The 12,117-nt window shown below is 64.9% G+C and carries 12 protein-coding genes and 1 pseudogene; 2 read left to right on the forward strand and 11 right to left on the reverse strand.

Annotation, left to right across the window (positions count from 1 at the left end):
• Nucleotides 1–310 precede the first annotated feature (310 nt).
• The 5 genes from FJW05_RS19065 to tesB form a co-directional block, all read right to left on the reverse strand.
• Nucleotides 311–2,983, reverse strand: a complete 2,673-nt coding sequence (locus FJW05_RS19065) for a DNA translocase FtsK (protein WP_140634819.1) — start codon at nucleotides 2,981–2,983, stop codon at nucleotides 311–313.
• A gap of 223 nt (nucleotides 2,984–3,206) precedes the next feature.
• A complete protein-coding gene (locus FJW05_RS19070; protein WP_140545472.1) occupies nucleotides 3,207–3,485 on the reverse strand; it encodes a hypothetical protein in 279 nt (92 codons plus the stop codon).
• A 267-nt stretch (nucleotides 3,486–3,752) separates the two neighbouring features.
• Nucleotides 3,753–4,934, reverse strand: a complete 1,182-nt coding sequence (locus FJW05_RS19075; RefSeq protein ID WP_210200020.1) for an ammonium transporter — start codon at nucleotides 4,932–4,934, stop codon at nucleotides 3,753–3,755.
• Between the two features lie 196 nt (nucleotides 4,935–5,130).
• Complete coding sequence (locus FJW05_RS19080) at nucleotides 5,131–5,469, reverse strand: P-II family nitrogen regulator (protein WP_006327120.1); 339 nt, start codon at nucleotides 5,467–5,469, stop codon at nucleotides 5,131–5,133.
• Between the two features lie 247 nt (nucleotides 5,470–5,716).
• Nucleotides 5,717–6,580, reverse strand: coding sequence for an acyl-CoA thioesterase II (tesB, locus tag FJW05_RS19085; protein ID WP_140634823.1), 864 nt, complete (start codon nucleotides 6,578–6,580; stop codon nucleotides 5,717–5,719).
• Nucleotides 6,581–6,681: 101 nt separating this feature from the next.
• Between tesB and FJW05_RS19090 the strand changes: the two genes are divergently transcribed.
• Nucleotides 6,682–7,959, forward strand: coding sequence for a ubiquinone biosynthesis hydroxylase (locus FJW05_RS19090; protein ID WP_140634825.1), 1,278 nt, complete (start codon nucleotides 6,682–6,684; stop codon nucleotides 7,957–7,959).
• A gap of 265 nt (nucleotides 7,960–8,224) precedes the next feature.
• On the opposite strand, the gene FJW05_RS19095 is transcribed toward FJW05_RS19090, so the two are convergent.
• The 3 genes from FJW05_RS19095 to FJW05_RS27790 all read right to left on the reverse strand — a co-directional run bounded on the left by FJW05_RS19095 (nucleotide 8,225) and on the right by FJW05_RS27790 (nucleotide 9,602).
• The gene (locus FJW05_RS19095) at nucleotides 8,225–8,755 is read right to left on the reverse strand and encodes a hypothetical protein (protein WP_140634827.1); all 531 of its coding nucleotides are present in this window, start codon (nucleotides 8,753–8,755) and stop codon (nucleotides 8,225–8,227) included.
• Between the two features lie 146 nt (nucleotides 8,756–8,901).
• Nucleotides 8,902–9,258, reverse strand: a complete 357-nt coding sequence (locus FJW05_RS19100; protein ID WP_140634829.1) for a YciI family protein — start codon at nucleotides 9,256–9,258, stop codon at nucleotides 8,902–8,904.
• Nucleotides 9,255–9,602, reverse strand: a complete 348-nt coding sequence (locus FJW05_RS27790; RefSeq protein WP_246673527.1) for a hypothetical protein — start codon at nucleotides 9,600–9,602, stop codon at nucleotides 9,255–9,257. The genes FJW05_RS19100 and FJW05_RS27790 overlap by 4 nt, the downstream gene beginning before the upstream one ends.
• Before the next feature lie 85 nt (nucleotides 9,603–9,687).
• Between FJW05_RS27790 and FJW05_RS19110 the strand changes: the two genes are divergently transcribed.
• Nucleotides 9,688–10,113: an OsmC family protein gene (locus FJW05_RS19110; RefSeq protein ID WP_124998336.1), complete on the forward strand. Its 426-nt coding sequence runs from the start codon at nucleotides 9,688–9,690 to the stop codon at nucleotides 10,111–10,113.
• A 219-nt stretch (nucleotides 10,114–10,332) separates the two neighbouring features.
• Here the strand turns inward: FJW05_RS19110 and FJW05_RS19120 are convergent, their stop codons facing one another.
• The 3 genes and pseudogenes from FJW05_RS19120 to FJW05_RS19130 all read right to left on the reverse strand — a co-directional run.
• Nucleotides 10,333–10,968, reverse strand: a complete 636-nt coding sequence (locus FJW05_RS19120; protein ID WP_140634831.1) for a DUF480 domain-containing protein — start codon at nucleotides 10,966–10,968, stop codon at nucleotides 10,333–10,335.
• A gap of 270 nt (nucleotides 10,969–11,238) precedes the next feature.
• Nucleotides 11,239–12,018 (reverse strand): succinate dehydrogenase iron-sulfur subunit, encoded by a 780-nt coding sequence (locus FJW05_RS19125; protein WP_140634833.1) that lies wholly within the window; start codon nucleotides 12,016–12,018, stop codon nucleotides 11,239–11,241.
• Nucleotides 12,018–12,095: pseudogene (locus FJW05_RS19130) on the reverse strand (DUF3052 domain-containing protein); the annotation flags it as partial. The pseudogene FJW05_RS19130 and the gene FJW05_RS19125, both read right to left, overlap by 1 nt.
• Between the last annotated feature and the right edge of the window lie 22 nt (nucleotides 12,096–12,117).

Raw genomic sequence — 12,117 nt, forward strand, 5'->3', positions numbered from 1 at the left:
ACTCCCACTAGGGCCTAAGTTTGGCGGCTAGGCGAGAGCCCGCATTGAACGCGCCAGACGATTTCCGGTTGCCTGCTGACCCGGATCGGTGTCTCGCCGCGCCAGGGTTTGTCGAGATTCAGGTCAGGCCGAGTCGAAAATGGTGGTTTCCGAGAACCGGCCTACGCCGGCCGCAGCCTTCATAGAGCGGAGACACCTATGAGGGCTTCGGCCGGCGAAGGCCAGAGCGGAGCGTACTTTTCGTACGTGAGCACCGGAAGCGCAGGAAGCCGCCATTTGCAGGCCGGCCTCACCTGAATATCGATAAGCCCTAGAATTTGTCCTCTTCTGTCGGCACCAGGATCTCGCGTTTGCCGGCATGGTTGGCTGGGCCGACAATGCCTTCCTTCTCCATCTTCTCGATGATCGAGGCGGCGCGGTTGTAGCCGATGCCGAGCCGGCGCTGGATGTAGCTGGTCGAGGCCTTGCCGTCGCGCAGCACCACCGCCACCGCCTGGTCGTAGGGGTCGTCGGAATCCTCGAAATTGCCGCCGCCGCCGGAGCCGCTCTTGCCCGACGGACCGTCCTCGTCGTCTTCCTCGTCGTCCTCGGTGATGGCGTCGAGATATTCCGGCACGCCCTGCAGCTTCAGATGCCCGACAACCTTCTCGACCTCGTCATCCGAGACGAACGGGCCGTGGACGCGCTGGATGCGGCCGCCGCCGGCCATATAGAGCATGTCGCCCATGCCGAGCAGCTGCTCGGCGCCCTGCTCACCAAGGATGGTGCGGCTGTCGATCTTCGACGTCACTTGGAAGGAGATGCGGGTCGGGAAATTGGCCTTGATGGTGCCGGTGATGACGTCGACCGACGGGCGCTGCGTCGCCATGATGACATGGATGCCGGCGGCGCGCGCCATCTGCGCCAGGCGCTGCACCGCGCCTTCGATGTCCTTGCCGGCCACCATCATCAGGTCGGCCATCTCGTCGATGATGACTACGATATAGGGCATCGGCTCGAGATCGAGGTCCTCGGTCTCGTAGATCGCCTCGCCCGTCTGGCGGTCGAAGCCGGTCTGCACCGTGCGAGAGATCTTTTCGCCCTTCTTCTCGGCCTGCTGGACGCGCGCGTTGAAACCGTCGATGTTGCGCACGCCGACCTTGGACATCTTGCGGTAGCGGTCCTCCATCTCGCGCACCGTCCATTTCAGCGCGACGACCGCCTTCTTGGGATCGGTGACGACCGGCGTAAGCAAATGCGGGATGCCGTCATAGACCGACAGTTCCAGCATCTTGGGGTCGATCATGATCAGCCGGCATTCCTGCGGCGTCAGCCGGTAGAGCAGGGACAGGATCATGGTGTTGATGGCGACCGATTTGCCCGAGCCGGTGGTGCCGGCGACCAGTACGTGCGGCATCTTGGCGATGTCGACGATGACGGCCTCGCCGTTGATCGTCTTGCCTAGCGCCAGCGCCAGCTTGGCCTTGGTCGTCTCGAAATCGCGGCTGGCCATGATCTCCCTGAGATAGACCGTCTCGCGCTTCGCGTTGGGCAGCTCGATGCCAATAGCGTTGCGTCCCGGAACGACAGCGACGCGGCAGGCGATCGCGCTCATCGAGCGGGCGATGTCGTCGGAAAGGCCAATGACGCGCGAGGACTTGATGCCGGGCGCCGGCTCGAGCTCGTAAAGCGTCACGACCGGGCCCGGGCGGACATGGATGATCTCACCCTTGACGCCGAAATCCTCCAGCACGCCTTCGAGCAGGCGCGCGTTCTGCTCCAGCGCGTCCTTCGACAGGCTTGGATCCTTGGCGATGTTCTTCGGCTCGGACAGGAAGTGCAGCGACGGCATCTCGAACGTGTCGGACCCGATCAGCGAGGTCTGCGCCTCGCGCTGGACACGGGCGCCCGGCACGGGTCGCGCCGCCGGAGCCGCGACGCGGGTCGCGGCATCGGAGCGGAAATTCTGTACCCTGGCGCCCGGCGCGGCGCGGCGCTGGGTGGGCGCCTCGTCGTCGAAATCGTCAACGTCGGCGTCTTCGTCCTCCTCGTCGCCGAAAATATCTTCATCGACCGGATCGACCGAAACGCTTCGATCATTGACCATGGCGGCGAAGAATTCCGGCTCGACGCGGGCGCGGCCGCCGGGGCTCATGCGGGCCTCGGCGAACTCGGCCGATTCGACCCGCTCGGCCGCGCGCCGCCAGGCGCTTGCCTTCGGTTCCATCGACGGTTCGAATTCGTCGCGCTCGCGCCTGCGCCGCTCGGCGCGGCGGTGCAGGAAGGCGCGGAACGACAGCCACCAATGGGTGATGGCGCCGAGAGCGAGTATGCCCTCGTCGCCCTCGTCGTCGTCCTCATCGAACAGCATCTCGTCCTGCTCGCGCGGATCGGGCCGGGCGGCGCGCTCGGTGACGGCAAAGCCGTTCTTGCGCGCGATCAGTGCCGAGCCATAGGCGAACAGCCACAACATCGGCGCGGCGAGGATGACCGCTATGATGCTGGCGAACAGGCCTTTCGGATAACCGCCGACCGCGATGCCCGGGATTTTCAGAACCATGTCGCCGAACACGCCGCCGAGGCCGGTGGGCAGCGGCCAGGTATTTGGCGGCGTCACGCAGCCGGCGATGGCCGCGGCGGTGAGCGCAAAGCCGAACCATGCGAAGCCGCGCTTCGGCAATTTGTCGACGCCGCGCGCGGAAAACAGAAGGAAGCCCCAGATCACCGCCGGCACCAGCCCCGCGACGGCGGCAAGACCGAAGAACTGCATGGCGAGGTCGGAGAACACCGCGCCGGCATAGCCCATGGCGTTGGTGACGACGTTGCTGGTGGCGTGCGAGAAGCTCGGATCGGCGACATTCCATGTGGCTAGAGCGGCAATGCCGAAGGCGGTGAACAGGAACAGCCCCGCGCCGACCAGCCGCCCGACCTGACGCCGCGCGAATGCCTGGATGCCGTGCCCCGTATCGGTCAGCGCGAGCGGTGCTGAAGCGCCTGAACGCATGCTCTTCCCCGTGATCGTTGCCTGGCCGGGCGCATGGCGCATTCCGGCAGATTCGAACGCCAGACTATCGGGGGGAAGGTTAAGGCCGCATTAACCATGGGCCTTTACCCGCATGGCGCGGAGACCATGGCGCGGAAACAAAGATGGCAGGCCTCGCGGCCCGCCACCTCCTTGTCTTCAAACGCCGTAGGATCAGGCCCTTCCGGAACCTGACCTTCCACGATCACTCGTTGGCGCCGCCATAGGCCTTGAGATTGGCGCAGAATTCGGCGTGGGGTTTGCTCATCGCCGCGTCCTGGCACTCCTTCATCATCGCGTCCTGCTTGTCCTTCGGCATCGAAGCCCAGGCCGCCTTGAAGCCGGCCTCCGGCTTCATGGTCTTCATGCTGGAGTCGGTGAAGAACGGGGCCATGTTGTCCGGCTCATCGAGAGCACCGGCGAGTGCAACGCCGCTGATCATCGAAAGAGCCATTGCTCCCAGGACGATGTTCTTGATGTTCATCAGGTGGTTTCCTTCCCTCTTGTTCTGGCGGACGCCTTGATGACGCTCGCTATCCCAGTACGGAATCTGACGGGCTGATGTTTCATTCCGACGGATCAAGTGAATGTGATCGAAATGGCTTGGATCATCGCCCGGCAAAAAAAGGAGGCCCGGAAGGGTGTTCCGGGCCTCAAGGCGTGAGCGCTTTTCGAGAGCGTCACGACGGGATCTTGGGAGGAATTCCGGGCCGGCGGGAGGAGGGTCCGCCGGCCCTTGGCGAAGTCTGCCTTACGGCACAACTTCGCCGTGCTGGGTGACGTCGAGGCCTTCGACCTCTTCCTGGGTCGACGGACGCAGGCCGACCAGAGCCTTGACGATGTAGAGGATCACGAAGGTGGCGATCGCCGTCCACAGGATGGTGAAGGCGATGCCATAGAGCTGCTTGCCGACCGAGGCGTCCTTGCCGAGGGCGTTGATCGCCGGATCTGCCAGCGCGCCGGTGAGCAGCGCGCCGACGATGCCGCCGACGCCGTGGACGCCGAAAGCATCGAGCGAGTCGTCATAGCCGAACGCGTGCTTGAGCTTGACCGCCGAGAGGTAGCAGACCACGCCGGCGATGATGCCGATGATGAAGGCGCCGGTCGGGTTGACGAAGCCGGAAGCCGGCGTCACCGCGACGAGGCCGGCGACGGCGCCCGAGATGATGCCGAGCACCGAAGGCTTCTTGGCGACGATCCATTCGGCGAACATCCAGGCCAAAGCCGCCGCCGCGGTGGCGACCTGCGTGTTCATCATCGCCGCGCCCGCGAGGCCGTCGGCAGCCAGTTCCGAACCGGCGTTGAAGCCGAACCAGCCGACCCACAGCAGCGACGCGCCGATCACCGAATAAACGAGGTTGTGCGGCGCCATGTTGGTGGTGCCGTAGCCCTCGCGCTTGCCGAGCACCAGCGCGCAGACCAGGCCCGCGACACCGGCGTTGATATGGACGACCGTGCCGCCGGCGAAGTCGAGCACGCCGGCCGAACCGAGGAAGCCGCCGCCCCAGACCCAATGCGCGATCGGCGCGTAGACGAAGACCAGCCACAGGCCCATGAAGATCAACAGCGCCGAGAACTTCATGCGCTCGGCGAAGGCGCCGGCGATCAGCGCCGGCGTGATGATGGCGAAGGTCATCTGGAACATCGAGAAGACGAATTCAGGAATGTTCGCCACGCCCGGCGCCCACAGAGTCGAGACGGTGATGCCGTGATGGAAGAATTTCGAGAAGCCGCCGAGATAGGCGTTCGTGGCGCCGCCGTCGGAGAAGGCGAGCGAGTAGCCGAACATGAACCACAGCACCGTCACCAGGCAGGTGATGGCGAAGCTCTGCATGATGGTGGCAAGCACGTTCTTCTTGCGCACCATGCCGCCGTAGAACAGCGCCAGGCCCGGGATGGTCATCATCAGCACCAGCGCCGTCGAGGTCAGCATCCAGGCGGTGTTGCCGGTGTCGAGCGCCGGTGCCGGCGTGGCGGGCGCCGCGGCAGTAGCTGCCGGGGCGGCCTCCTGCGCGATGGCGGCGACGGTGCTCATGGCCACGAGCGCGAGCGAAGCGGCCGCGCGTCCCGTCGTCTTCAAGGTGGAAGGAATATTCATCGAACTCTCCGTTGGAATGGATGGTCGCCGCTTAGAGCGCGTCGGTGTCTGTTTCGCCGGTGCGGATGCGTACCGCCTGATCGATGCCGAAGACGAAGATCTTGCCGTCGCCGATCTGACCGGTCTTGGCGGCGGCGGTGATGGCTTCGACGGCCTTGTCGACCATGTCGGCGCCGACCGCGACCTCGATCTTGATCTTGGGCAGGAAGCTGACCGCGTATTCCGCGCCGCGATAGATTTCGGTATGCCCCTTCTGACGCCCGTAGCCTTTGACCTCGGTGACGGTCAGGCCCTGGATGCCGACGGCGGTTAGCGCTTCGCGCACCTCGTCGAGCTTGAACGGCTTGATGATTGCCATCACGATTTTCATAAGGTTTCACCCTTTGCTGTTGCGGTCCCCCGCGTTTGCACACCTTCACCGATCCCGAGGAGCCGGAGAGTGCCCGACAGGATTCAAGCTCCGTGCCAATTGCCGAAGCAGGGTGTTAACCTATTGTAAACAAAGAGAATGGGCGATCGGTGCACATCATTCGCGCACGGGCATGGCAGCATACCTGCCCATAAAATAGGCAAAAAATCGAAAATGCACGTATTCCAGGCAGTAGCCTGAAGCCGGCTCAGCGTTTCAGCCGGATCAGGCCTTCCTGGGCGACCGAGGCGATCAGCGTCCCATCCCGCGCGAACAGCGAGCCGCGAGTGAAGCCGCGCGACCCTTGCGTCGACGGGCTGTCCTGAGTGTAGAGGATCCAGTCGTCCAGCGAATGACTGCGGTGGAACCACATGGCGTGGTCGAGGCTGGCGGCCTGGATGTCGCGGTCGAAGATGGCGCGGCCATGCGCGAAAGTCGAGGTGTCGAGCAGCGTCATGTCGGAGAGATAGGCAAGCACCGCCGCCTGAATGGCGCGGTCTTCCGGCACCGGGCCGGTGGTGCGGATCCAGATGTTCTGCTGCGGCTCCAGCTTCTCGCGGCTCGTGTAGTGCTTCAGCATCACCGGCTTCATCTCGATCGGCCGGTCGCGCTCCCAGTAGCGCCTGATGCCTTCCGGCACCGCCTCGCCGAACTTGCCGAGCAGCTCGCGTTGGGTGAGCAGCGTGTCGGGCGCCGGCACGTCGCGCGGCATCGGCAGCTGATGCTCGAGCCCGACCTCATCCTGCTGGAAGGACGCCTCCAGCGAGAAGATCGCCTGGCCATGCTGGATCGCCACCACCCGGCGGGTGGTAAAGGAGCCGCCGTCGCGGATGCGGTCGACCTCGTAGACGATCGGCAGCTTGGTGTCGCCCGGCCGCATGAAATAGCCGTGCAGCGAATGCACGTGGCGTTCGGGTTCCACCGTGCGCTGCGCGGCGACCAGCGCCTGGGCGATGGTCTGGCCGCCGAACACGCGCTGCCAGTCGACCTTGGGGCTGCGACCACGATACAGATTGTGTTCGAGCTGCTCGAGGTCGAGAATGTCGAGAAGCTCGTCCATGGCCGCTGTCATGTTTGAAATCCTTCACGGATGTGCCATGGCCGGTTTCGGACAGGACGCGCAGGCAGTCAAGGCCGCAATGGCGGCCGCCGCAGCCGCGAAAGGATGATGCCATGGTCGACCGCAAGCCGGATGCAGCAGGCGCCAATGGGAAGCGCGAAGCGCCGCTCGACGTGCTCATCGCGGGCGCCGGCTATGTCGGCCTCACCGCCGCCGTGTCGCTGAAGCAGGCGCGCCCTAGCCTCGCCATCGCCGTCGTCGACGCGGCCCCCGCCGGCGTCTGGCAGCGCGACGGCCGCGCCTCGGCCATCGCGGCAGCCGCCAGCCGCATGCTGGAACAGCTCGGCGTCTGGGAAGAGATCGCGCCGGAAGCGCAGGCGATCACCGAGATGATCATCACTGATTCGCGCGCCGCCGACCCGGTGCGTCCGGTGTTTTTGACCTTCGACGGCGAGGTGGCGCCCGGCGAGCCTTTCGCCCACATGGTCGCCAACCGCGACCTGAACGGCGCGCTGCGCCGACGCGCCGAAAAGCTTGGCATCGACATCATCGAAGGCATGGCGGTCAGCGCCTTCGACGCGAATGGCGCCGGCATCACCGTGCATTTGGCCGATGGTGCCGCACTGAAGGCGCGGCTGCTGGTCGCCGCCGATGGCGTCAATTCGAAGCTGCGCGACATGGCCGGCATCAAGACCGTGAAATGGGAATACGGCCAGTCCGGCATCGTCTGCACGGTGGCGCATGAGCGCCCGCACAACGGTCGCGCCGAGGAGCATTTTCTGCCGGCGGGTCCCTTCGCCACGCTGCCGCTGAAGCCGGACAAGGACGGGACCAACCGCTCCTCGATCGTCTGGGTCGAGCGCACGGAGGATGCCAAGGCGCTGGTCGAGGGCGACGAGTTCGTCTTCGAGCACGATCTGGAGCTGCGCTTCGGCCTGAAGCTCGGCGAAATAAGAGTTGCCGACAAGCCGCGCGCCTGGCCGCTCGGCCTGACGCTCGCCCGCGCCTTCGTCGCACCGCGCTTCGCGCTGGCCGGCGATGCCGCGCACGGCATCCACCCGATCGCCGGCCAGGGCCTCAATCTGGGCTTCAAGGATGTCGCGGCGCTCGCCGAAGTGGTGGTCGAGGCCGATCGGCTCGGCCAGGACATCGGCGCCCTCGACGTGCTTGAGCGCTACCAGCAATGGCGCCGCTTCGACACGCTGCAGATGGGCATCACCACCGACGTCTTGAACCGGCTCTTCTCCAACGACATCGGCCCGCTGCGCCAGGTCCGCGACATCGGGCTGGGGCTGGTGGAACGCGTGCCGAGGCTGAAGGAGTTCTTCATCCGCCAGGCCTCGGGCCTCTCCGGCGACACGCCGAGGCTGCTGAAGGGCGAGGCGATCTGACCGCCTTACTGGCCGAAACCTGCACGACGTCGTCATCCACGGGCGGAGCGGGAGCGCAGCGGACGCGCAGACCCGAGGATCCATTCCGTGACTTTAATCGTAGGTGCTGCGGAGCAGAATTCTGCACCGCTGCAACGCTTACAGGTCACGGAATGGATTCTATGGTCTGCGCCGCGTCGCTTCGCTCCTTGCTCCGCCATAGAATGACGAGGCGAGAGGCGTTTAGGCCAATCACGAACGCAGGCGATCCCGCAGCAGCTTCGGCTCAGTTCACCTCGAAGCCCAGCTTCTGCCGCAGCCTCAGCATCCGCTGGTCGGCGATCCTGAGGCTCTGCCCGCCGCCTTGCGCGACGCGGTTCAACATCCTGAGCAGGTCGTCCCGCTCATGCGGATCGAGGCGCTCGCGCAGGAACGGCGCCAGCTTGTCGATGACGATCGTCGTGTCGTCGATCTGCGCGGCGGCCCATTTGGCGTAGACGACGGCCTCGTCGGTCTTCTTCTGGCTGTCCGCGATCTGCGTGATCACTTCGCGAATGACCGCCTCGCGCTGCGGCAGGACCGGACCGTGCTCCGCTACGATCGCGGTGATCAGCGTCGCCGCCGCCACCACCGGATCGTCGATCGCCGTCAGCGGTGAGAGCGCGGCCTGATTGCGCAATTTCTTGCGACGGATGTTGCCCTGGACGCGCCCGACGACGTCGGCCACCTCGCGCGCGGCGTCGCTCATATATTTCAGCCGGTACCACCAGATGGCGGCCGCTCCGAGCAGGCCGAGGATGGCGATCAGAAAAGGCATGCCGAATTCCCCCGAAATCGCGGCGACGATAAAAGAAGCGCGGCATCGCTTCAACACGCAACGGTTGCGGCCGGTGAAGAAACACTGAAGATGTTTCCCGCGAGAGACAGCTTCAACCGGCGCGCCGCGCCCATGCTGACCGGCGGCTATGACCCCGGCACGTCGTAGATCGCCCTGATCTCAACCGTGCCGAGCTCCGCCAGCGGGATCTTGGCCGCAATGTCGAGCGCCTCGGCAAGGTCCGCCGCCTCGACCATGACGAAGCCGAGCAGTTGCTCCTTGGTCTCGGCGAAGGGGCCGTCGGTCACCAGCACCTTGCCATTGCGCCGCCGGAGCGATTTCGACGTCTTCACCGACTGCAGCGCCTGCGCGATGACCAGCTTGCCTTGCCGGTCGAGCTCCCGATCATAGCCGAGCGAGTCGGCATCGAGCTTGGCCATACGCTCGGGGGTCAGCGCGTAGAGGTCCTCTTCCTCGCCATAGACCAGCAGCACATATTTCATTTCGAGCTTCTTTTCGTTGACGCGTCATAGGAGGCGACGGTGTCGGTTTTGCCTGCCGTCGCCGCATGGTCGAGCAGGCATGCCGCGACGCCGATGATCGCGATGGCCGCCGCCAGCCGGCCGAAGGCGAGCGCCGGCGGATCCAGCCAGAATTCTTCAAGTCGCCTCCCTTTTCGCTCGGGCTTTCCCCAGATCGCAAGAAACAGATTGTCCATCTTAACCTCCATCGGCCGGGAGTGGCCGCCCGCAGGACGGTCGGGCAGACGGGAAGTCGACATTTTTGCATGCGCTTTTTTTTGAGAATTTTCGAAGCGCCTCGCGCAAGCACAATCATACCGGGCCATGGATGGTCTTCCGCCGCGCCCGCGCTATAGTTCCCGGGAACGTCGGCGCCCGCCGGCGTAAACCCCGACAAGGCAGGAGGATTCCATGGACCGCACCGCAAACGCCGTCTGGAAGGGCAATCTGAAGGAAGGCAACGGCACGCTGGACACCCAGAGCGGCACCTTGAAGGGCACGCCCTATTCGTTTAAGGCGCGTTTCGAGGACGAGAGCGGCAAATCCGGCACCAATCCGGAAGAGCTGATCGCCGCCGCGCATGCCGGCTGCTACGCCATGCAGCTGTCGCACTTCCTGGCCGAAAACGGCACGCCGGCCGCCGAGCTCGACGCCAAGGCGGTGGTGACGCTGGTGCCCGGCACCGGCATCACCGGCAGCGCCATCACCCTGGTCGGCAAGGTGCCGGGCATCGACGCGGCGAAATTCAAGGAATTGGCCGAGAAGGCCAAGGCCGAATGCCCGGTGTCGAAGGCACTGGGGGCGATCAAGGTGTCGTTGGATGCTAGGCTGGGCTGACGCAGCTTGCTGAGGGGCAGCGATCCTTCGCCCCCCTCTCTGCCCTGCCGGGCATCTCCCCCTCAAGGGGGGAGATTGGCAGTTTCATCGCCGTCGCTTCTTTTCCAACGGCGGTAATTAGCGAAAGCCGACGTGACATCTAATCTCCCCCCTTGAGGGGGAGATGTCCGGCAGGACAGAGGGGGGCGCCTCGCACCAACGTTTCTGGTGAGAGCCAGTCTAGCCCCCCAGCGCCTCGATCTTTGCCCGCAACACAGCGACCTCTTCTTCCAGCGCTTTGACGCGAGCTTCAAGTCCGGAATCCGCAGTTGTCGCCGCCGGCTGCCAGGGCGCCGCCGCCGCCGCTGCTGCTTCCACCGGACCACTCAGCAGATGCACATAGCGCTCCTCGCGCTGGCCGGGCGCACGTTCGAGCAGTTGGATCAGCGGCGGCCGGCGGCCGATCATCAGGTCGAGATTGTCGCGCAGCTCCTCGATCGAAGCAAAGCGCGCCATGCGCTCCGAGCGCGCCAGCAATTCATGCGCCGTCTGCGCGCCGCGCAACAGCAGCAGCCCGATCACCGCGATCTGCGGCGTGGTCAGCGAAAAGCGCTGCGCCATCAGATGCTCGTAGCGCTCAACCCGCGAGGCGAAGACCTGGCGCACCAGCCCCTTCTGCTCGAGCGTGCTCAGCGCCCGCCGGATCTCGGTCAGCTCCAGCGCCATGACAGGCTCGCGCGCCGTCTTTTGGTTGGCGGCCTGGTGCGCGCCGTTGAGCGTCAGTGGATAGACGTCCGGCGTCAGCTCCTTCTTCTCGATCAGGGAACCGAGGACTCGGGCTTCGACGGCGGATAGGATGGGGAGATCTTCACTCATTGGTTGGCTATCCTTTTTGACGCTGGCGGGACAGCGCCCCCCTCTGTCCTGCCGGACATCTCCCCCATTTGGGGGGAGATTAGCAGCTTCGCCGACGGCGCCTCATCCTTCAACCTTGGAGATTGGCGAAAGCCGCGGTGACGGCCAATCTCCCCAGGTGTCGGGGAAGACGTCCGGTTTACCCTCCGAAGCGGCAGCGTAGCTGCTGCGGAGGACGGGCAGGACAGAGGGGGCGCGAAGGATCGCTACCTGCTAGTAAGGCCGCGAGAACTAAACGCGCCGCTCCACCATCATCTTCTTGATCTCGGCGATCGCCTTGGCGGGATTGAGCCCCTTCGGGCAGGCCTGCGCGCAGTTCATGATGGTATGGCAGCGATAGAGCCGGAACGGGTCTTCGAGATTGTCGAGCCGCTCGCCCGTCGCCTCGTCGCGGCTGTCGATCAGCCAGCGATACGCCTGCAGTAGCGTGGCCGGGCCGAGATAGCGGTCGCCGTTCCACCAGTAGCTCGGGCAGGAGGTCGAGCAGCACGCGCACAGGATGCATTCGTAAAGCCCGTCGAGTTTCTCGCGGTCCTCGTGGCTCTGCAGCCATTCCTTGGCGGGCGTCGGCGAGACCGTCTTCAGCCAGGGCTCGATCGAGGCGTGCTGGGCATAGAAATTGGTGAGATCGGGCACCAGGTCCTTGATCACCGGCATATGCGGCAGCGGATAGATCTTCACCGCGCCGGAAATGTCCTCGACGCCCTTGGTGCAGGCCAGCGTGTTGGAGCCGTCGATGTTCATGGCGCAGGAGCCGCAAATGCCTTCGCGGCAGGAACGCCGCAGCGTCAGCGTCGGATCGATCTTGTTCTTGATCCACAAGAGCGCGTCGAGAACCATCGGCCCGCAATCGTCCATGTCGACGAAATAGGTGTCCATGCGCGGGTTCGCGTCATCATCCGGCGACCAGCGGTAGATGCGGTATTCGCGCAGGTTGGTCGCGCCTTCCGGCTTCGGCCAGGTCTTGCCTTGCTGGACCTTCGAGTTCCTGGGAAGCGTAAGTTCGACCATTACCTGCGGTCCTTTCGGATGACGAGCTTCAGCCCGGACCAGATTTCGTTCACGGCGGCGACCTTGACGTCGACCAGGTTGTTCATAAAGATCAGCGAA

The sequence above is a fragment of the Mesorhizobium sp. B2-9-1 genome (assembly GCF_006439455.1).
In the GTDB taxonomy this organism is placed as follows: Bacteria; Pseudomonadota; Alphaproteobacteria; order Rhizobiales; family Rhizobiaceae; genus Mesorhizobium.